This window comes from Paraherbaspirillum soli (assembly GCF_042654985.1).
GTDB lineage: Bacteria > Pseudomonadota > Gammaproteobacteria > Burkholderiales > Burkholderiaceae_D > Paraherbaspirillum > Paraherbaspirillum soli.
In genome coordinates this window covers 341,706-360,685 of the sequence record NZ_JBHSMT010000029.1, presented here as the reverse complement: position 1 = coordinate 360,685, position 18,980 = coordinate 341,706, and the positions used below count along the sequence as shown (strand labels likewise).

The following is an 18,980-nucleotide window of genomic DNA, read 5'->3' as shown; positions in this document are numbered from 1 at the left end:
ATACCCAACGATTGTTGCAAAAAAGGAGGCAACCCGGCCTTCATCCGCAGCAGACCGCCCCGCGCCCCGCCATCCTGTGAGTTCCATGCCGCATAAGCCCTTATTGATTTCTCCGTCCGCCGCCTTCTGGTCCGATGCCGCGCGCGCTGTGCTGGCAGCATGCGATCGCGGCGGCGATTGCAGCCGCGATTTTGCCGACTGGCGCGTGGTGGTGCCGACCTTCGGCCACGCGCAGCAGTTGAAGGCGGCGTTGAGCGAGGAACTGGGCGGCGTGTTCGTGCCACCGCAAATCGGCACGCTGACGGCATGGCTGGCGAGCTTGCCGCCCACATCACAGGCAGCGACGGCCGGCGCCGCCAGCGAACGCCTGATGCGGCTATATGCCGAATTGCGCCAGCATGGCTGGCTAAAGAAAATATTCAGCGCGCGTCGCAATACCGATCTGATGCCGCTGGCGCAAACGCTGCTGTCGCTTTCCGACGAGTTGACGCAAGCGCAATTGCCGGCCATGCATGCGTCGGTCGATCCCGAGCAGTGCTGGCAAAAGGCGCTCGAACAACTGTCGCCGGATGCGCGCCAATTGCTGTCGGATGAAACCCAGCTGGTGTGGTCGATCTGGAAGAGTCAGCTGGACGCCGATGACGCGATTGCCGCGCGTTTTGCGCAAATGCTGCAACTGGCCGAGCAGGCTAGCCAACCATTGATATGGATCAGCTCGGTCGCGCCCGACCCGCTGGAGCAGGCTTTCCTGGAGGCCTACGCCAGCCGTCAGCCACTATTGTCGATCACGCTCGACTGGCGCGCCGAGGCATTGCTGCCGACCTATGCGCAGGCATGGCCTGAGTTATGCGATGCAGCCGATGATGCCGAGCCTGCCGCCGGCGCGATTGCAGCGCCCGGCGGCATTGCCTTGTGTCCGACCCAGAGTGTCGAGGACGAAGCGATACAGGGCGCGCAACTGGTGATCGACTGGCTGCAGTCAGGGCTGTCCAGCGTCGCGATCGTGGCGCAAGACCGGGTGGTGGCGCGCCGGATCCGCGCCTTGCTGGAGCGCGCGCAGATCCATGTGGCCGATGAAACCGGCTGGAAATTATCCACCACCCGCGCCGCCTCCGCGCTGGCGGCCTGGTTCGACGTCGTCACTGCGCGCGGCGAGACCACGGCCTTACTCGATCTGCTGAAGTCGCCGTTCGTGCTGGATAACGGCCAGGACGATTTGCTGCATGGCGCGCAAAACAATGCCGCCAACAAGTCAGCGCTGGTAATGAAGATCGAGCTCGCGCTGCGCCGTGCCAATGTCTCGGGCGAGTGGCGCAGCGTCATCAACGCGCTGGCGCAGGCGCCTGCGGAGCAGAAAGTGGTCGCCTTGCTGGCGCAGCAAGCCGGCTTGTTCGGCGGCCGCAAAACGCTGAGCGACTGGATCGCCGTCACCCTGGCGGCGCTGGATGCGCTGGGCATGGCGACGCCGTTGAATGCCGACCCTGCCGGTCGGCAAATCGTGCAGTTGCTCGAAAATATTGCGCCGGCAGAAAATGCGTTTGCCGCCGTATTTTCATTTTCGGAATGGCGCGCGCTGGTCAATTTGCAGCTTGACGAGACCAGCTTCATCAGCCGCGCCAGCGATCGCCGGGTGGTGATGCTGCCGTTGAACGGCGCTCGCTTGCGCAGTTTCGACGCGGTGCTGGTGGTCGGCGCCGATGCCGATCATTTGCCTTCGCAACCGCATGAAACGCTGTTTTTTGCCAACACCGTGCGGCGCGAGCTGGGACTGGCGACCAGGGAAAGCCGGCAGCGTCAGCAATTGCGCGATCTGGTCGAACTGCTGGCGATGAATCCGCAAGTGGTGTTGTCCTGGCAAGCGCATAAGGACGGCGAACCGAATCCGGTCAGCCCTTGGATCGAACGCCTGCAACTGAGCCTGGCGCGGGCTGCGGTGCCGGCGCTGCCGCAGCGGCGGGCGACGATTGCCGAGCAGAGCTTGCAAGCCATGCCGTCAGCCATGCCGGCGCCGGCCGCCGCGCCGCTGACGCCGACCCGCTTGACGGCCAGCGCCTACAACAGTTTCATCGCTTGCCCGTATCAATTTTTTGCCAGGCGGATGCTGGGTCTGGCATCGCTGGACGAATTGTCCGACCTGCCGGAAAAGCGCGATTACGGCGGCTGGCTGCATCAAATCCTGGAGACCTATCACGAATCCCTGCGCGACCAGCCGTGTGCGCCAGAGCGGCGCGAAGCCTTGCTGATCGATATTTCAAAAAAAGTGTTCGACGACATCATCGGCAAAAATGCCGCGGCATTGGGCTATTACGTGCGCTGGCAAAAAGTGATCGCGGCGTACGTGGTCTGGGCCAACGAACGGGAGGCGCAAGGCTGGCGCTTCGTGTTCGGCGAGCAGGCGTATGAAAGAATGCTGCCGCTGCCGGAGCGCCAACTGACATTGCATGGCCGGATCGACCGGATCGACGAAAACGAAGCCGGCGAACGGGCGGTGCTCGACTACAAGACCAATAACCTGGTCGCCCTCAACAAGAAGCTGAAGGATCACGAAGATCAGCAGCTGGCGTTTTACGGCCTGCTGTCGGACCGGCCGGTGGCGGCGGCGCATTACGTCGCGCTGGAAACCACCAAGGACAAGATCGGCGACGTCGCGGCCGCGGATTATGAGCAGGCGCAACCGGCGCTGGCGAGCCGGATCACGGTCCACATGCAAGCCATCGCGGACGGCGTTGGCTTGCCTGCGAACGGGGTCGAATCGGTTTGCCAATATTGCGATGTGCGCGGCCTGTGCCGCAAGGGAGCGTGGTGATGGATGAACTGATAGCTGAGACAGGCATGCCGCCGCGCGCCTATCAAATGAACGGCGCCGCAGTCGATGCACAAAGTTTCACCAACGCCGCCTGCAATCCGCGTCATTCGGTGGTGGTCGAGGCCTGTGCCGGCAGCGGCAAGACTTGGCTGCTGGTGGCGCGCATGTTGCGGCTGTTGCTGGCCGGGGCTGCGCCGTCTGAATTGCTGGCGATTACCTTTACCCGCAAAGCGGCCCAGGAAATGCGCGAGCGCTTGCTGGAACTGCTGCACGATCTGGCGTTGCAGCCGGACGACAAAGTGCGCGGCCTGCTGCTGGAGCGCGGCATCTTGCCGCAGGATGTGGCGCAAGTATTGCCGGCGGCGCGTCAGTTATACGAGCGGGTACTGGCCAGTCCGCAGAGTTTGTCGATCGACACTTTTCACAGTTGGTTTGCGCGCTTGTTGCAGATTGCACCGCTGAGTTCTGGTGTGCCGCACGGCTATGCGCTGACCGAAAAAACCGGCGAGTTGCTGGCCGACGCTTATCTGACTTTCATGCGCTCGCTGAACGATGACGGCAATCGCCAGATCCGGCAAGACTTGCTGGCGCTGTATCAGTTGGTGGGCGATTTCAGCACCCGCAAGTTGTTGACCGCGTTTGTCGACAAGCGCGCCGAATGGTGGGCGGTGGTCCAGGACGATGCGGACGCGCCGCTGACCTGGCTGCGCGAACTGTGCGGCGATGACGCCGAGTTCGATGCCAGATTGTCGCTCTGGGACGACGATAAATTGACGGCCCAGATCAAGACCATTGCCTGGCTATTGGGGCATGGCACCGCGACCAACCAGAAGCGCGCGACCGCGATTGAGATGGCATTGAGTGCCGGCGCCGCAGTGGAAAATTTCGACGCCTTGTGCCATCAGTTTTTCGACGACAACGGCAAGGCCCGCGGCAATACCAAGACCAAGGACTTGAAAAAGGCGCTGGAAAACAATCTGGGCGGCGACGCGGAGAATGCGTTCGACGACCAGTTCGCGGCGGTCGGCGAAGCGCTCAAGTTATTGCGCCGCCGCAGCCACGAGCGCACCGTGCTGACACTGAATCAACATCTGTTCAGCGTCGGCAAAGCGCTGGTGGATTGCTATCAGACGCTGAAGGCCGAACAGCGCGTATTCGATTTTGCGGACCTGGAATGGCATGCCTACCGCTTGCTGACCAATCCCGACAGCGCCGCCTATTTGCAGAGCCGGCTGGACACGCGCTACAAGCATATTTTGCTGGATGAGTTCCAGGATACCAACCCGCTGCAATGGAGCATCGTGCGCGCCTGGCTCAGCGCTTACGGCGAGGATGCCGGTCAGCCCAGCGTGTTCGTGGTGGGCGACCCGAAGCAATCCATCTACCGCTTCCGGCGCGCCGAACCGCGCGTGTTTGAAGCTGCGCGCACGCTGTTGCAGCAGCAAGGCGCGACCGTGCTGCAAGCGAATCAGACCAGGCGCAATGCGACCGCGATCGTCGAGGTGTTGAATACCGGGTTCGATGCCAATCCGCTGTTCTCGGCGCAAACCACTTTGGGCCAGGCGGGCGGCGATGTATGGCGCCTGCCGCTGGTGCAGCAGGCCGCTGCGGCCGACGCAGAACAGCCGCAGGGCTGGCGCAATCCATTGACCACGCCGCGTGAAGAGTCCGAGGATGCGCGCCGCCGCGACGAGGGCCGCCTGGTCGCGCAGGCGCTGTTGCGGGCCCGCCGCGAACTGCGGATTGGGCATCAAGATGGCGCCCGCGGCATGCGCTGGTCGGATGTGATGCTGCTGGTGAAAAAGCGCAGTCATCTGGGAGCTTACGAAAGCGCCTTGCGTGCCGCCGGCATTCCGTTCATGTCGGACAAGCGCGGCGGCTTGCTGGAGTCGCTGGAAATTTCCGACCTGATTGCGCTGCTGACTTTCTTGATTACGCCGGACGATGCGCGCGCTCTGGGCCATGTGTTGAAGTCGCCGATTTTCGCTGCCGGCGACGACGACCTGATTGCGTTGGCGCAGCGCGGCGAACGCGGCTGGTGGTCGCGTTTGCTGGCGGCAGCCGCGACGCCTTCCGCGTCGCCGGCTTTGCAGCGTGCGGCGACCTTGCTGGGGCAATGGCTGGAGGTCGCGCCGCGCTTGCCGGTGCATGACTTGCTGGATGTGATTTTGCATCAGGGGCAATTGCTGGCGCGTTATGCGCAAGCTGCCAGCCCGCTGTCGCGTAGCCAGGCGATCGGCAACATTGAAACCTTTGTCGAGCTGGCGCTGAACATGGATGCCGGCCGTTATCCAAGCTTGCCAAAATTTATCGACGCCCTGCGCTCCTTGCAAAACAGTGCGGCCAGCGACGCGCCGGATGAGGCCAGCATCGACGCCGCCACCGACGCGGTGCGGATTTTGACGGTGCATAGCGCCAAAGGATTGGAGGCGCCGGTGGTGGTGGTGCTGGATGCCAACCACAGCAAACCGGCGCGCGACGATAGCGGCATCCTGTGCGATTGGCCGCAAGATGCGGACGCGCCGGTGCATTTTTCGGCGTTCGGCAGCTTCGCGGAGCGCGGCGTTGCACGCGACCCGTTGTTTGCCGCGGAAGAGGGTTTTAAAGAACAGGAAGACTGGAACCTGCTGTACGTCGCCGCCACCCGAGCCAAGCAGTTGCTGATCGTCAGCGGGGTGGAGGGCACGCGCGGCGGAGTGACTGAACATAGCTGGTATGCGCGCATGCTGCATGTGCCGGAAGTCGCGCCTGAAGCAGTGGCCGACGGGGGGGTGACCGCTTCTGGCGAAGGGAGATTTAGTCTGGCGGTGTTCGATCCGCCGCAATTGCCGCATGCGGCAGAGACGATCCAGGCACCGGCTTTCAGCAACGATGCCATCGACGAAGGAATTGCCTTACATGGACTGCTGGAGAGAATCACCCAGCGCGCCCACTGGCCGATTGTGGTGCCGGATGCGGCGACGATTGCGCACTGGCTGCCATGTTCGCTGACGCTGGCGCAGATGGTCCGGCAGCAGGCGCAGACCATCCTGGCGCAACCGGCACTTGAGCACTTTTTCAATCCCGACTTGCACCTCGCTGCCCGCAACGAGATGGAAATCGTGACCGATGCCGCACTGCTGCGCTTTGATCGGGTCGTGATGTTTGACGATGAAGTGTGGATTCTGGATTACAAACGCAACCTGCTCGACAGCGAGCGTGCCGCGTACAGCGCCCAGCTGGCCAGCTATCGGCTGGCAGCGCAGGCGGTGTTTGGCGGTAAATTATTGCGCACGGCGCTGGTGACGGTGGATGGCCGTTTGTGGGAAATGACGGGCGACGCTGACAGCAAGTAGCAAGTAGGGCGGAAAAGCGCAGCGTCTTCCGCCGTTTTGGATGCGTCAAACACTTGTGACACATCCAGCGGCGGATAACGCTGCGCTCATCCGCCCTACGGTCCATCTAAGCCAGAGTGTAGGGCGGAAAAGCGAAGCGCTTTCCGCCATGATGTTTGAATCAATGACGATGCGGCGCCGCGTATTTCCGCTCCAGCCGCCCGACCAGCATCGCCAGGCACATGGTCATCGCGAAATAGACGACTGAAATCGTGATGTACGGTTCCCAGTAACGCGAATAAGCGCCCGCCACGGTCCTGGCGGCATAGGCCAGCTCGGCCAGGCCGATCGCCGATACCAGCGAAGAATCCTTCAGCAAGGTGATCGCTTCGTTGCCCAGCGGCGGCAACATGCGGCGAAATGCTTGCGGCAGGATCACATAGCGCATCGTCAATTTATAGCCCATGCCCAGGCTGGAAGCGGCATAGGTTTGGCCGCGCTCGATTGACTGGATGCCGGCACGGAAAATTTCGGAGATATAAGCGCCGGCGTTCAGCGACAAGGCGACGATGCCGGAAATGAATGCGCCGTAATCCTGCTTGATGGTGCGCGCCAGGTCGCCGGAAATTAGCAGGCCGTTGTCTTGATGAATCAATACCGGCATCACCGCGAAATGGATCAGCAGAATCTGCACAAACAGCGGGGTGCCGCGAAAAAACGCAACGTAGAAATTGGCCAGCCCTTTGGCGATGCGCACCGGATATTTCCACGGCCCGTGTTTGATGTCCGCCAGCCGCAGCATGCCCAGCATCAGGCCCAGTATGGTGCCGATGATGATACTGATCACGGCGACCTGGAGCGTCATGAAGAAGCCTTTGACGAATAGCGGCGCGTAGCCTTGTATGATGCTCCAGCGAAAATCCATAGATGATTGAAAAGAAACAGTGTGACAACGTGAAAGAAAGAAGCGCAATCGACTGACGAATTGCCAGGGTTGCGCAATGAGGTGCTAAAAAAATAGCCGAAAATTATACTGCAGTTGCGTAGCGCGGTGCTCTGCGATTGACGCGGCACTATGCCGGGGCGCCAACATGTGACGCCCCGATTGCTTATTTTTTATCGCTGCCGAAATATTTTTCGTTGAGCTTGGCAAAGCTGCCGTCGGCCTTGATGTCGGCCAGCCCTTGGTTGATTTTTGCCAGCAGTTCGGTATTGCCCTTGCGTACCGCGATGCCGTAATACTCTTTCGGGAAGCTGGCATCCGCTACCACGCGGAAGCTGGCGGATGGATTGTTGGTGATGTAGTTCTTGACCACCGGATCATCGGCCACCACGGCATCGACGCCGCCGGTTTCGAGTTCTTTCAATGCCAGCGGCGTGGAGTCGAAACGCTTGATGCTCGGGTTGTTTTTCCCTACCAGGTTCTGTACCACTTCATCGCCGGTAGTGGCGCTTTGGACGCCGATCTTCAATGATTTCAGGTCGCTGAACTGTTTCACGGTGGTGTTGTTTTGCGGTACAGCGATCAACTGGCTTGCTTCGAAGTAGGGCGTGGAAAAATCGACGGTCTGTTTCCGTTCATCGGTAATCGTGATCGCTGAAATCAGCAAGTCGCGGTCGCCCTGGGCCAGGAAGTTGAAAAAGCCTTCGAACGGGGTCGGGATGAATTTGACCTCGATGCCGGTTTTTTTAGCGATGGCCTGCATCACTTCGATATCGAAGCCGACCACTTCCTTCTTTTCGTTTTCGGAAGAAAACGGCGCATAGGCCGACTCGACGCCGACCATATAGATGCTCGGCTTGGCGGCCGCGACTGGCGCCTCTTCTTTTTTACTGCATGCGGTGACGGCCATCAAGCCAAAAGCCAGGGCGCAGACTGGTGCATAGCGTCGTAGGAATTGTTTCATGCGTGTTCTCGCAAAAATGTGCTGCCGAGCTGTTCCCGATGCGAAGCTGAAAACGGCGAAACGGGTCGGCAGTCCTGGTTAAAGTTCGGATCAAATGGATCGAAAACGATGCCGTTTATTGCTTTTGATCGGCAAAGTAGTGCGCGTAAATCCGGTCTTCGGTGCCATCGGCCTTGATTTGCGCCAGAGCCTGATTGAGTTTGGTCAGCAAGGCCTGATTGCCTTTTTTGACGGCGATGCCGTAATACTCTTTAGGAAACGCAGGATCGCTGACGATGTGGAAATTCTTGGTCGGATTGTTTTTGACGTAATTGGTCACTACGCCGTTGTCGCCAACCACCGCATCGACGCCGCCGCCTTCCAGCTCCTGGAAAGCCAGGGGCATGGATTCGAAACGCTTGACGCTAGGGCTGTTTTTCCCGACCAGATTTTGCGCTGCTTCGTCCGCCGTGGTGGCGCTCTGGACGCCGATTTTCATCGGTTTCAGATCCTCGAATTTTGCGACCTTCGAGTCTTGCGGCACCACGATCAATTGGTTCGCCACAAAGTAGGGCTCGGAGAAATCCATGGTTTGGCGGCGTTGGTCGGTGATCGTGATGGTTGAAATCAGGATGTCGCGATCGCCTTGGGTCAGGGCGTTGAACAGGCCGTCGAACGGGGTGTTGATGATCTTGATCTTGATGCCGGCCTTGTCCGCGACCGCCTTCATGATGTCGATGTCGAAGCCGACCAGTTCTTTTTGCTCGTTTTCGGAAGCGAAAGGAGCATAAGCGCCATCGGCCCCGACCACGTATTCCACGCGGCTTTCGGCTGCGGCCGGCGTGGCGTCTTTCTTGCTGCATGCTGTAAATGCGATGAACGAGCAAGCCAGAATCAGCGCTGGCAGATAACGTTGTTTCATTTCGTCTCCTAGGCGAGCAGTTCTGGTTTTATTTGGCGCTGTCGGCAAAATATTGGGCGTAGATGCGGTCGTAGGTGCCGTCGGCTTTGATAGCGGCCAGTCCTTTGTTGACCTTGGCTAGCAAATCCGCATTGCCTTTTTTGATCGCGATGCCGTAATACTCTTTAGGAAAAGCCGGATCGGAGATCAGGCGGAAGCCTTCCGACGGATTGTGTTTGATGTAGTTTTTGACGACGCCGTTATCGGCCACCACCGCTTCAACGCCGCCGGCTTCCAGTTCCTTGATGACCAAGGTGGCCGATTCCAGGCGTTTGATGTTGGGATTGCTTTTGCCCAGCATTTTTTGCACGATTTCATCGCCGGTGGTGGCGCTTTGCACGCCCACCTTCATGTTTTTCAAATCGTCGAATTTGGTGACCTTGGAATCCTTCGGCACCACGATCAGTTGATTGGCTTCGAAGTAGGGCTCGGAAAAGTCGACTGTCTGTTTGCGCTCGTCGGTAATCGTGATGGCGGAGGCCAGCAAATCGCGGTCGCCTTGAGCCAGGAAATTGAAGATGCCTTCAAACGGCGTATTGACGAATTTGACCTTGAAGCCGCCCTTGTCTGCGATCGCATGCATGATGTCGACGTCGAAGCCGACAATTTCCTTTTGCTCGTTCTGATATTCGAATGGGGCGAAGGTCGCTTCAGCGCCGACCAGGTATTCAGTTTGCGCAGGTGCTTCGGCTGTCTTGGTCTCATGTTTGCCGCAGGCTGTCAGCAGCAAGGCGCTCGACAGCAGGCACAGACCCATATTCAAAAATCGTTTCATGCAAGCTCTCCTGTAGTTATGTCATCCGCGAATAAGGCGCTATTTTAAATTCAATTCATGCTTGTAAAGTGCAATGATTCAGACAAATATCATCATGTGATAGGAATGCTAACAAGTGACGTTGTGCCAGGCGAAGGATAACCTGCGCTGCAGCCGGGGCCAGTTTAATCCAGGCTTTCGAAAGCCTCGGGCAGCGTCAGGATAGTGCCGGTGGCGCTGCCGTCATAGCCTGGCAGCAGATTGACGGTGTCGCGAAAAGCGGTGGATTGCAGGACCGTGATGACCTGTTGCATCAGTGGGTCCTGCATCGCGGAGATCGGCAGTGCGAAGAAATAACGTTCGCGAATCAACGGAATAAAGTGCAGGCCAAATCGATCTGCTGCCGTCTGCACCCCAAAGCCGACATCCGCCATGCCGCTGGCAATATATGCGGCAATCGCCGAATGGGTAAATTCAGCGTTTTCGAAACCGTCGATGCTTGCCGGCGACAGCGCTGCCTTGGTCAGCATCAGTTCCAGCAGCATGCGGGTGCCGGAGCCGGTTTGACGATTGACGAAAAGGACATCTTTCCGATGCAGGTCTGACAGGGCGACAATATTTTTAGGATTGCCCGCTGCTACGATCAATCCTTGATTGCGTACCGCCAGATGGATCAGGCAATGTTTTTTATTGCTTAGCCAGTGGCTGTAGCAAGCGACTGCGGCGGCTTCAAATTCTCCCAGCGGCACGTGAAAACCGGCCAGGTCGCACTCGCGCCGCGATAACGCTGCGACCGCATCGGTACTGTTGCGGTAACGCAGTTCTACCGGCACTTGCATGCTATTGAGTTGATGCAGCAAGGCGGCCACCGCGAAGCCGTGGCTGGCGCTCAGGCGAATGCTTGGGGGGCGGTCGACGATAGTCTTGCCAAGTTCGCCTTCCAGTTCGGAGGCCAGCGTTTCCAGCGTCGGCGACAAGCGGGCCGCGATGCGGCGGTCGGCCCAGATTAACTTCTCGGCCAGCGGCAGCAAACTGCTGCCCCGTCCGCGCCCGGTCTGGAGCAACGGGTGACCGAACAGGCTTTCGGCGTCGCGCAGCAGGCCCCAGGCATTGCGGTAGGAGATGTTAACTTTTTTGGCGGCATTGGCGATCGAGCCGGTTTCCTGGACGGCGCTCAGTAATGCCAGCAGCACAGCCGTATCCATAGTCAACCCTACGCCATGCGAGATTTCCCAGTGTGGTTTGATTGTAACTTTAAACATTATGCATAACGTAACCTATTGAGTATCCCTGGTCGGGATGATATTTTGTCATAGCTAAAAAATAAAATGAATATACGCCTCTTATCCGGCTATATGTATTTCATTGCCTATGTGCATGTTGTGTTTTTTATTATTTCCAGGGGGGAATATGGGGTTGTTGGATAAGGAACGGACCATTGCCGGTCCAGGTTTCAATCGGTGGCTGGTGCCGCCGGCGGCATTGGCGATTCACTTGTGTATCGGTATGGCGTATGGCTTTTCGGTGTTTTGGCTGCCGTTGTCAAAAGCGATCGGAATCAAGGAGTCGGTTGCCTGCGGCAAGGAGTTGGGATTTTTTGCAGAAATATTCGCGACGCATTGCGATTGGAAGATTTCGATGCTGGGCTGGATTTACACGATGTTCTTCGTGTTATTGGGCACCTCGGCAGCTATCTGGGGCGGTTGGCTGGAACACGTCGGTCCGCGTAAAGCCGGTTTTGTGTCGGCCTTGTGCTGGTGCGGCGGCTTGCTGATTTCGGCGTTCGGGGTGTACCACCACCAGATCTGGCTGATGTGGCTGGGCTCCGGAGTCATTGGCGGCGTCGGCCTGGGGCTGGGTTATATCTCGCCGGTATCGACCCTGATCAAATGGTTTCCCGATCGGCGCGGCATGGCGACTGGCATGGCGATCATGGGTTTTGGCGGCGGTGCACTGATCGGCAGTCCGTTGGCGGACAAGTTGATGAAGCACTTCGCCTCCGATGTCTCGGTCGGCGTCTGGCAGACGTTTGTCGTGATGGCGCTGATTTATTTTGTGTTCATGATGGCCGGCGCGTTTGCTTATCGGATTCCGCCGACGGGTTGGAAGCCGGCCGGCTGGACGCCGCCGGCAGCCAGCAACAACACCATGATTACCCAGAACCACGTACACGTCAGCAAGGTCTGGGGCATTCCGCAATTCTGGCTGGTGTGGCTGGTACTGTGCCTGAACGTCTCGGCCGGCATCGGCGTGATCGGCATGGCATCGCCGATGTTGCAAGAAGTATTCGGCGGCCATTTACTGGGCATCAATGTCAAGTTCACCGAATTGTCGCCGGAACAAAAGGGCGCGATTGCGGCGATCGCGGCAGGTTTCACCGGCCTGATCAGCCTGTTCAACATCGGCGGTCGCTTCGTGTGGGCATCGTGCTCCGATTACCTCGGACGCAAGAGCACGTATGTGGTTTTCTTCGTGCTCGGTTTTGTGCTGTACGTGAGTCTATCCTGGTCCGGCGCGGCCGGTAGCGTGGCCTTGTTCGTGGCAGCGGTCTGCCTGATTCTGTCGATGTACGGCGGCGGCTTTGCGACGGTGCCGGCTTATCTGGCGGATTTGTTCGGCACCCAGATGGTGGGCGCGATCCATGGCCGCTTGTTGACCGCGTGGGCGACCGCCGGGATTCTCGGGCCGGTGGTGGTCAATTACATGCGCGAATATCAACTCGGACTGGGCATGCCGCGCGAGTCGGTGTACAGCACCACGATGTACATCCTGGCCGGGATGCTGGTCCTTGGCCTGCTGTGCAACCTGATGGTGCGGCCGATCGCTGCAAAACACTTCATGACGCCGGAAGAATTGGCCCGTGAAAAGCAACTGGCGCACGAAAAGACGGCTGCCAACGGCAGCGTGACGATTGCGGCAGAAGATATGGCGCGCATCGGCAGCGGCGGCAATCCATTGCTGCTGGTGCTGTCTTGGGCGGCGGTGATCATCCCATTGGTCTGGGGCATCTCGATCACTCTGCAAAAATCAGCTGTATTGTTTAAGTAAAAAATGAGCGCCGCCATCCCGCCCGAATACGCAAGCACAGCCGATGTCGGCGTTGAACAGTGGCGCGACGGTCATGTGACCAAGAGCCGCGATGTGGTCGCTGAAGAGGTGCCGGTGGCGCTCGAATACAACGGCATTTCGCACGCGGTGATGATGGCGTCGCCGGCCGACCTGGAAGACTTCGCGCTCGGCTTTTCATTGACCGAGGGGATTCTGGCGGACCCCAGTGAATTGTTCGATTGCGAAATCGTCACAGCGTCGGATGGGATTCAGGTGCAGATGCGGATTGCGTCGCAACGTTTTGCGGCGCTGAAGGAAAAGCGGCGCAATCTGATCGGACGCACCGGTTGCGGTTTATGCGGTGCCGAGACACTGCAGCAAGCAGTGCGCAAACCGCCGCCGGTGGTGTGCGATGCGCATTTTTCCGCAGCGGTGCTTTACGCTGCGATGGAAAGCATGCAACAGCAGCAGCAGTTGCAGCATGCTACCGGCGCGACGCATGCGGCTGCGTGGTTGCGGCCGGATGGCGCGGTTGGCCTGGTACGTGAAGACGTCGGTCGGCATAACGCGCTGGATAAGTTGATCGGTGCGTTGGCGGCAGCCGATCGCAAGCATGATTTTTCCAGCGGTGCGGTCATCATCACCAGTCGCGCCAGTTATGAAATGGTGCAAAAAGCCGCCACCATGGGAATCGGCATTGTCGCCGCGGTCTCGGCCCCGACCGCGCTGGCGATTCGGCTGGCGGAACAGGCCGATGTGACCTTGCTGGGTTTTGTGCGGCAGCGTGGGCATGTGGTTTACGCCAATCCGCAGCGGCTGCTGGCGGAATAAAAATCTACTCAAGCTGTTGCCAGGGCTTCGTCGAATGTCGTGGGTGATTGCTGTTCTCGGATAGAATGACGACCGACGCGGAAAACGCTTAGCTCGAATCTATAGACGTAAATTCCTTCGCAACACTAGAGTGACAAAATGATTTCAGAATTCCACCAACTGTTTGAAAAGATTCGGCAACTGGCCGAATTGACCCAGTCGTTACGGCGTGAAAATGCCGACCTGCGTCTGAACGCGGCCGCGCTGCTGAGAGAAAATGCGGAGCTGACGCAGCGCATGAACGAGGCGCACCAAAGGGTCGCCGCCTTACTCGAAAAAATCCCGGCATTGCCGCAAGATCAGGAGGCCGTATGAGCCAATTAAGCGTCAACATCATGGGCCAGCCATACACGCTGGCTTGCAAAACAGGCGAGGAAGCCGCTCTGCAGGAAGCGGTCGCTTACCTGGATGGCAAAATGTGCGTCATCCGGGACACCGGCAAAATTCGCGGCAATGATCGGATTGCCGTCATTGCCGCACTCGGCATTGCCGCTGAATTGTTGGGGACCAAATCCCCGGGAGGACCATTGTCGGACCTGACAATGTCAGAAGTGAAACAGAAAATAGAGGCAATGCATACGGTGCTGGATCAGGCATTGGCTCCGCAAGAGGCACTCTTTTAAGGCGCGTCGTATAGCATGTTCTTAGCGGCTGCAGCTACTCGTTAACGATATGGAAAGCCCTATAAAATTTCGCCAAAATGTTTGACACGAAGCTCGTTTAGAGTAGACTAATTACTCCTGCCGTGTTCGCGATTGCCATAAAATCCTAGAACCATTTTTGCGCAACGGCTGCGGGATTTTGTTTGACAGGTGTGAGCGTCGCTAGTCCGATGAGCCCGAAGTTGAACTAACTGCGGCCAACTTGAATCTTCTTGGTTCAGGATGCCGGCAAAGCGGCACAGGCGGGGCTTTATTCGGAAGCGGTTGCATTTACGTGCAGCCGCTTTTTTTTTATTCCTAAAATTTGATTAGCCATTCTTCCTTTATTCCACACGGATCAGAAATGAAATATTGGTTGATGAAATCCGAGCCGGCAGATGCCAGCATCGACGATGTGTTGGCGCTACCCGGGCAAACCATTGCCTGGTATGGCGTGCGTAACTATCAGGCGCGCAATTTCATGCGCGATGCAATGCATGTCGGCGACGGCGTTTTGTTTTATCACTCCGGTTGTGCCGAGCCCGGCATTGCTGGCTTAGCCGAAGTCGCCAGCACCAGCTATCCCGACGAAACCCAGTTCGATGCGGGCAGCAAATACTTCGATCCCAAAGCCGATCGTGAAAATCCGCGCTGGATGCTGGTCGATGTGCGCGCTCTCAAAAAGACGCGCTTGATCGGCTTGCCGGAATTGCGTCAGCAGCCGCTGTTGGAGGATATGCAGGTTTTACGGCGTGGTAACCGGCTGTCAATTACACCGGTGACGCCGGCTGAGTGGCAATATATTACGCATCAACTGTTGGGCACCTAGCAAAACCTACTGCAGGGTTTGGCAAGCCCGCCAATCTCGGGGCTGTAGGGGTGACATATTCGTCGCCGTTCAGCCGTACGACTCCGCTTCTCGCCCCGACCTTGGGCCGCTCGCTACGGTTTTTCGAGGTGCCCTGTTGATGGCGGGGGCGACGCTCAAGCGCTTGCCTGATCAACCGGCATAACGTTCGCGCAGCACATTTTTCTGCACCTTTCCCATCGTATTTCTCGGCAATTCATCGGCGAAGAAAATCCGCTTGGGCACTTTGAAATTGGCGATCGCCGCTTTCAATGATGCGATCACCAGGTCCGCCGTCAGCTTCGCATCGGGACGGCTGACAATCACCGCGGTCACCGCTTCACCGAAGTCGGCATCCGGCACGCCGATCACTGCCGATTCAAGCACGCCATCGAGCTCGTCGATGACCATTTCGATTTCCTTCGGATAGACGTTGTAGCCGCCGGAAATAATCAAATCCTTGCTGCGGCCGACGATGGCTAGGTAGCCGTCGCCATCGAACTTGCCGACGTCGCCGGTTTTGAAATAGCCGTCGGCGGTGAATTCTTCCGCGGTCTTTTGCGGCATGCGCCAGTAGCCCTGGAATACATTCGGACCCTTGACCTGGATCTCGCCGATTTCATTCGCCGCGCAGTTAGCGCTGCAACCGTCGGCGTCGGTCTTGATGATGCGCACCGATACTCCCGGCAAGGGTAGCCCGACCGTGCCACCGCGCCGCTCGCTTGCATACGGATTGGAAGTCAGCATCGCGGTCTCGCTCATGCCGTAGCGTTCCAGGATGGTATGGCCGGTACGTTCGGCAAACGCGGCGAAAGTGTCGCTCAGCAGAGGTGCTGAACCGGAGACAAACAGGCGGATATTGCCGCACGCATGACGGTCAAAATCGACGTCAGCCAGTAGCCGCACATAATAAGTCGGCACGCCCATGAAGACGGTGCTGCGCGGTAAATGGCGTCGTACTTCGGCGGCATCGAATTTCGGCAGGAAAATCATCTTGCTGCCGTTCAGCAGGGCGCCGTTGACGGCTACAAACAAGCCATGAATGTGGAACAGCGGCAGCGCATGCAGCAGCACATCGCCGGCTTGCCACTGCCAATATTCCTGCAGCACTTTTGCGTTCGATGCGATATTGCCATGCGATAGCATCGCGCCCTTGCTGCGACCGGTCGTGCCGGAGGTGTACAGGATGACGGCGAGATCATCGGCTTGTGTTTCTACGGTTTCAAACTGGTCTGAATGATGGACCGCACGCGCCAACAGCGAGCCGGAATTCTTGCCGCCGCTGCCGCTGTTGATTTCGTCCAGCGTGAATAAGTGCTGGACGCCAGCCTTGAATGCAATCTGCGCTACCCAGCCGAAATTTTTCGGTGAGCAGACGACCACCGCCGGCTCCGCATCGCCGATGAAATAGGTGATTTCGGCAGCACGGTAAGCGGTATTCAGCGGCAGGTAGACAAAACCGGCACGCAGGGTTGCCAGATACAGGATCAATGCCTCCGGCGATTTTTCTACTTGCACCGCGATGCGCGCACCGGCCGGCAATTGCAGGCTGCTCAGCAGGTTGGCGATCTTGGCAGATGCACGCTCGATGTCGCTCCACGAATAGTACAGAGCGTCATGGGTTTCGATGCAGCAGGCAGACTTATCTGCCGGGAAGCGAGACGCAAAAAGAGCGTAAAGATTGGCTGTCATGGTGATCTACGGAATGCGGATTTCGAAATGCTTAAGTTGTCGAGCGGGCCGAAGAGCTTGTCGTTTCCGCTCTGCCAGGACGACGATAGGCGATCACCAGCAGCACAATGCCCAGCACGATCATCGGCAGCGACAACATCTGTCCGGCGGAAATGGTGATGCCGCCAAACGTCACGTTGTAGTCCGGCACGCGGAAATATTCCGTGAAGAATCGGGCGCAACCATACAGCAGCGAGAACATGCCCGACACCGCCATCCGTGGCCGCGGCTTGCGGGAGAAAAGCCAGAGGATGATGAACAGCAGCACGCCATCCACCAGCATCTGGTAAATCGGCGACGGGTGACGCGGCAGCTTGTCGACGTTGGGCCAGACCATCGCCCACGGCAGCGACGGATCGGCCAGACGGCCCGGCAACTCGGCATTGATGAAATTGCCGAGACGGCCGGCGGCATAGCCGAGCGGTACCATCGGCGCGATGAAGTCCATCACATCCATCAGGTTGCGGCCGACCTTGCGGCCCCACCAGGCCATGGCCAGCATGACGCCGAGGAAGCCGCCATGGAATGACATGCCGCCCTTCCAGACCGCGATGATTTCAGCCGGATGCGCAAAATAATAGGCTGGATCGTAAAACAGCACTTGTCCGAGACGACCGCCGACGACGACCCCAAGCACGCCGTAAAACAGCATGTCATCGAGGTCTTCTTTTTTCCAGCCGACGGCGGCGATATGCGGCTGCCGTATCCTGATTCTGCCGATCCAGATAAATTGCACAAATGCCAGCAGGTACATCAAGCCGTACCAGCGTACATGCAGCGGGCCTAAAGAAAAGGCGATCGGATCGGGCATCGGATGAATCAGCATTTATTGTTTCTTTCGTAGTAATTCCAAGAAGGCTTTTAGAACCGGTGAAGCATTGTCGCGGCGCCAGGCCAGACCGGTTTCGACCATCGGCGTATTGTCTTGCAGTTCGCGATAGTCGACGCCGGGACGCTTCAGGTTGGACACCGATTGTGGCACAAGCGCGATCCCCATGCCAGCCGACACCAGGCCGACGATGGTTTGCATCTGGATGGCTTCCTGACCGATATGTGGCGTCACGCCGGCGGCGCGAAAACAGGCCAGGATGGTATCGTGAAAGCCGGGCGCGATACGTCGCGGAAAAATAATCAAGGGCATCTCGGACAAGGAACTCAAGGCGATTTTTCCTTTGGCCCGGAGCGCTTTGAGCCCGGTCGGCGCCGCCAGAATCAGTGGCTCGGACAACACCGGCAGATAGTCCAACGCACTTTTTGCCTTGTCCGACAGCGGTGGAATAAGCAAGCCGGCGTCAATGCTGCCCTGTACTAATTGTTCTAACTGGAGGTCGGTAGTGGCTTCCCGCAATTCGATTTGAACCTGCGGATAGGTTTCGCGAAACTCGCGCAGCAACGGCGGCAAAATGCTGTAATCGGCGGTCGATACAAAAGACAAGCTCAGCAGACCTGATTCGCCGGAAGCCGCGCGCCGCGCCAGGTCGGGCAAGGTACTGGCTTGTTGCAGGATGCGTCGTGCCTCGGGTAGCAGGGCGAGTCCGGCGGGCGTCAGCGCGACGCTGCGCTTGGTGCGTGCAAACAGCAGTGTGCCTATGCTGGCTTCCAATGCCTGGATGGTTTGCGACAAAGGCGGTTGCGTCATATGCAGCCGCAGCGCAGCACGGCCAAAGTGCTTTTCTTCGGCCACTGCAACGAAATATCGGAGTTGGCGCAGCTCTATATTCATCTGCCACTCATTCATGCGACGGTTGCTGCAAATAATAAAAAAGCCGGCTTCGCTCCGGCTTTTTTAATTTGATAAAACACCTTGCGACCTGAACGACTTATCGGCGCGGACGCTTATGTTTATCGAAGGTCTTGTTGACTCGCTCTTTCTGAATTTTTTCCATCTCATCGTGGGCTCGCCGCTTGTCCAGGCCGAGCATAGGCTCAAGAAATTCAAAAAAGATAAAAGCGACTGTCATCAAGCCAGAAATCCACCACCACGAGATATCGGCGAATGGTCCAATCGCAAAGTATTTCAAGGCTAGTAGCAAAACGATAATGATAATTAACGGCATCGTGTTCCCTTTCTTTCGTTCGGTGAAGGATAGGGGGAAAGACCCGCGCGGTCAACGCGTGATGA

At 58.1% G+C, this 18,980-nt stretch carries 16 protein-coding genes and 1 other RNA gene; 8 read left to right on the top strand and 9 right to left on the bottom strand.

Annotation, left to right across the window (positions count from 1 at the left end; all coding sequences use genetic code 11):
• The first annotated feature begins 85 nt into the window (after positions 1 to 85).
• Both ACFPM8_RS19280 and ACFPM8_RS19275 read left to right on the top strand, forming a co-directional pair.
• The gene (locus ACFPM8_RS19280) at positions 86 to 2,806 is read left to right on the top strand and encodes a PD-(D/E)XK nuclease family protein (RefSeq protein ID WP_378999973.1); all 2,721 of its coding nucleotides are present in this window, start codon (positions 86 to 88) and stop codon (positions 2,804 to 2,806) included.
• Entirely contained in the window at positions 2,806 to 6,141 is a 3,336-nt protein-coding gene (locus ACFPM8_RS19275) for a UvrD-helicase domain-containing protein (protein WP_378999971.1), read from the top strand. Before ACFPM8_RS19280 ends, ACFPM8_RS19275 begins: the two co-directional genes overlap by 1 nt.
• A 160-nt stretch (positions 6,142 to 6,301) precedes the next feature.
• On the opposite strand, the gene ACFPM8_RS19270 is transcribed toward ACFPM8_RS19275, so the two are convergent.
• The 5 genes from ACFPM8_RS19270 to ACFPM8_RS19250 form a co-directional block, all read right to left on the bottom strand.
• Positions 6,302 to 7,045 carry an amino acid ABC transporter permease gene (locus ACFPM8_RS19270; RefSeq protein ID WP_378999969.1) on the bottom strand — a complete coding sequence of 248 codons (744 nt, stop codon included), beginning with the start codon at positions 7,043 to 7,045 and terminating at the stop codon, positions 6,302 to 6,304.
• Positions 7,046 to 7,229: 184 nt separating this feature from the next.
• Positions 7,230 to 8,027 carry a basic amino acid ABC transporter substrate-binding protein gene (locus ACFPM8_RS19265; protein ID WP_378999967.1) on the bottom strand — a complete coding sequence of 266 codons (798 nt, stop codon included), beginning with the start codon at positions 8,025 to 8,027 and terminating at the stop codon, positions 7,230 to 7,232.
• A 115-nt stretch (positions 8,028 to 8,142) separates the two neighbouring features.
• Entirely contained in the window at positions 8,143 to 8,928 is a 786-nt protein-coding gene (locus ACFPM8_RS19260) for a basic amino acid ABC transporter substrate-binding protein (protein ID WP_378999965.1), read from the bottom strand.
• 28 nt (positions 8,929 to 8,956) lie between these two features.
• On the bottom strand, positions 8,957 to 9,742 hold the full coding sequence (locus ACFPM8_RS19255; RefSeq protein ID WP_378999964.1) for a basic amino acid ABC transporter substrate-binding protein: 786 nt from the start codon (positions 9,740 to 9,742) through the stop codon (positions 8,957 to 8,959).
• 164 nt (positions 9,743 to 9,906) lie between these two features.
• Positions 9,907 to 10,983: a substrate-binding domain-containing protein gene (locus tag ACFPM8_RS19250; protein WP_378999962.1), complete on the bottom strand. Its 1,077-nt coding sequence runs from the start codon at positions 10,981 to 10,983 to the stop codon at positions 9,907 to 9,909.
• A 148-nt stretch (positions 10,984 to 11,131) separates the two neighbouring features.
• On the opposite strand from ACFPM8_RS19250, the gene ACFPM8_RS19245 reads away from it, so the two are divergent.
• The 6 genes from ACFPM8_RS19245 to ACFPM8_RS19220 all read left to right on the top strand — a co-directional run bounded on the left by ACFPM8_RS19245 (position 11,132) and on the right by ACFPM8_RS19220 (position 15,109).
• Complete coding sequence (locus ACFPM8_RS19245) at positions 11,132 to 12,769, top strand: OFA family MFS transporter (RefSeq protein ID WP_378999960.1); 1,638 nt, start codon at positions 11,132 to 11,134, stop codon at positions 12,767 to 12,769.
• Between the two features lie 3 nt (positions 12,770 to 12,772).
• Positions 12,773 to 13,600: a formate dehydrogenase accessory sulfurtransferase FdhD gene (fdhD, locus tag ACFPM8_RS19240; RefSeq protein WP_378999958.1), complete on the top strand. Its 828-nt coding sequence runs from the start codon at positions 12,773 to 12,775 to the stop codon at positions 13,598 to 13,600.
• Positions 13,601 to 13,738: 138 nt separating this feature from the next.
• The gene (locus ACFPM8_RS19235) at positions 13,739 to 13,954 is read left to right on the top strand and encodes a DUF904 domain-containing protein (protein WP_378999956.1); all 216 of its coding nucleotides are present in this window, start codon (positions 13,739 to 13,741) and stop codon (positions 13,952 to 13,954) included.
• Complete coding sequence (locus ACFPM8_RS19230; RefSeq protein ID WP_378999954.1) at positions 13,951 to 14,262, top strand: cell division protein ZapA; 312 nt, start codon at positions 13,951 to 13,953, stop codon at positions 14,260 to 14,262. Before ACFPM8_RS19235 ends, ACFPM8_RS19230 begins: the two co-directional genes overlap by 4 nt.
• A gap of 111 nt (positions 14,263 to 14,373) precedes the next feature.
• A non-coding RNA gene (ssrS, locus tag ACFPM8_RS19225) (6S RNA) lies at positions 14,374 to 14,554 on the top strand.
• Positions 14,555 to 14,644: 90 nt separating this feature from the next.
• Positions 14,645 to 15,109, top strand: coding sequence for an EVE domain-containing protein (locus ACFPM8_RS19220; protein ID WP_378999952.1), 465 nt, complete (start codon positions 14,645 to 14,647; stop codon positions 15,107 to 15,109).
• Positions 15,110 to 15,280: 171 nt separating this feature from the next.
• Here the strand turns inward: ACFPM8_RS19220 and ACFPM8_RS19215 are convergent, their stop codons facing one another.
• The 4 genes from ACFPM8_RS19215 to ACFPM8_RS19200 all read right to left on the bottom strand — a co-directional run bounded on the left by ACFPM8_RS19215 (position 15,281) and on the right by ACFPM8_RS19200 (position 18,915).
• Positions 15,281 to 16,819 carry a malonate--CoA ligase gene (locus ACFPM8_RS19215; RefSeq protein ID WP_378999949.1) on the bottom strand — a complete coding sequence of 513 codons (1,539 nt, stop codon included), beginning with the start codon at positions 16,817 to 16,819 and terminating at the stop codon, positions 15,281 to 15,283.
• A gap of 31 nt (positions 16,820 to 16,850) precedes the next feature.
• The gene (gene lgt, locus ACFPM8_RS19210) at positions 16,851 to 17,684 is read right to left on the bottom strand and encodes a prolipoprotein diacylglyceryl transferase (RefSeq protein ID WP_378999946.1); all 834 of its coding nucleotides are present in this window, start codon (positions 17,682 to 17,684) and stop codon (positions 16,851 to 16,853) included.
• A complete protein-coding gene (locus tag ACFPM8_RS19205) occupies positions 17,685 to 18,581 on the bottom strand; it encodes a LysR family transcriptional regulator (RefSeq protein ID WP_378999944.1) in 897 nt (298 codons plus the stop codon). It lies immediately after the preceding gene.
• A gap of 97 nt (positions 18,582 to 18,678) precedes the next feature.
• Positions 18,679 to 18,915, bottom strand: a complete 237-nt coding sequence (locus ACFPM8_RS19200) for a TIGR04438 family Trp-rich protein (protein WP_378999942.1) — start codon at positions 18,913 to 18,915, stop codon at positions 18,679 to 18,681.
• Positions 18,916 to 18,980: the final 65 nt, after the last annotated feature.

Bases quoted from the DNA above. Each gene is read 5' to 3' on its own strand.
- ACFPM8_RS19265 (WP_378999967.1), bottom strand. From the start codon at position 8,027: ATGAAACAATTCCTACGACGCTATGCACCAGTCTGCGCCCTGGCTTTT.
- ACFPM8_RS19220 (WP_378999952.1), top strand. From the start codon at position 14,645: ATGAAATATTGGTTGATGAAATCCGAGCCGGCAGATGCCAGCATCGAC.
- ACFPM8_RS19215 (WP_378999949.1), bottom strand. From the start codon at position 16,819: ATGACAGCCAATCTTTACGCTCTTTTTGCGTCTCGCTTCCCGGCAGAT.
- ACFPM8_RS19245 (WP_378999960.1), top strand. From the start codon at position 11,132: ATGGGGTTGTTGGATAAGGAACGGACCATTGCCGGTCCAGGTTTCAAT.
- ACFPM8_RS19270 (WP_378999969.1), bottom strand. From the start codon at position 7,045: ATGGATTTTCGCTGGAGCATCATACAAGGCTACGCGCCGCTATTCGTC.
- lgt (WP_378999946.1), bottom strand. From the start codon at position 17,684: ATGCTGATTCATCCGATGCCCGATCCGATCGCCTTTTCTTTAGGCCCG.
- ACFPM8_RS19205 (WP_378999944.1), bottom strand. From the start codon at position 18,581: ATGAATATAGAGCTGCGCCAACTCCGATATTTCGTTGCAGTGGCCGAA.
- ACFPM8_RS19235 (WP_378999956.1), top strand. From the start codon at position 13,739: ATGATTTCAGAATTCCACCAACTGTTTGAAAAGATTCGGCAACTGGCC.
- ACFPM8_RS19280 (WP_378999973.1), top strand. From the start codon at position 86: ATGCCGCATAAGCCCTTATTGATTTCTCCGTCCGCCGCCTTCTGGTCC.
- ACFPM8_RS19260 (WP_378999965.1), bottom strand. From the start codon at position 8,928: ATGAAACAACGTTATCTGCCAGCGCTGATTCTGGCTTGCTCGTTCATC.
- ACFPM8_RS19275 (WP_378999971.1), top strand. From the start codon at position 2,806: ATGGATGAACTGATAGCTGAGACAGGCATGCCGCCGCGCGCCTATCAA.
- ACFPM8_RS19255 (WP_378999964.1), bottom strand. From the start codon at position 9,742: ATGAAACGATTTTTGAATATGGGTCTGTGCCTGCTGTCGAGCGCCTTG.
- fdhD (WP_378999958.1), top strand. From the start codon at position 12,773: ATGAGCGCCGCCATCCCGCCCGAATACGCAAGCACAGCCGATGTCGGC.
- ACFPM8_RS19230 (WP_378999954.1), top strand. From the start codon at position 13,951: ATGAGCCAATTAAGCGTCAACATCATGGGCCAGCCATACACGCTGGCT.
- ACFPM8_RS19250 (WP_378999962.1), bottom strand. From the start codon at position 10,983: ATGTTTAAAGTTACAATCAAACCACACTGGGAAATCTCGCATGGCGTA.
- ACFPM8_RS19200 (WP_378999942.1), bottom strand. From the start codon at position 18,915: ATGCCGTTAATTATCATTATCGTTTTGCTACTAGCCTTGAAATACTTT.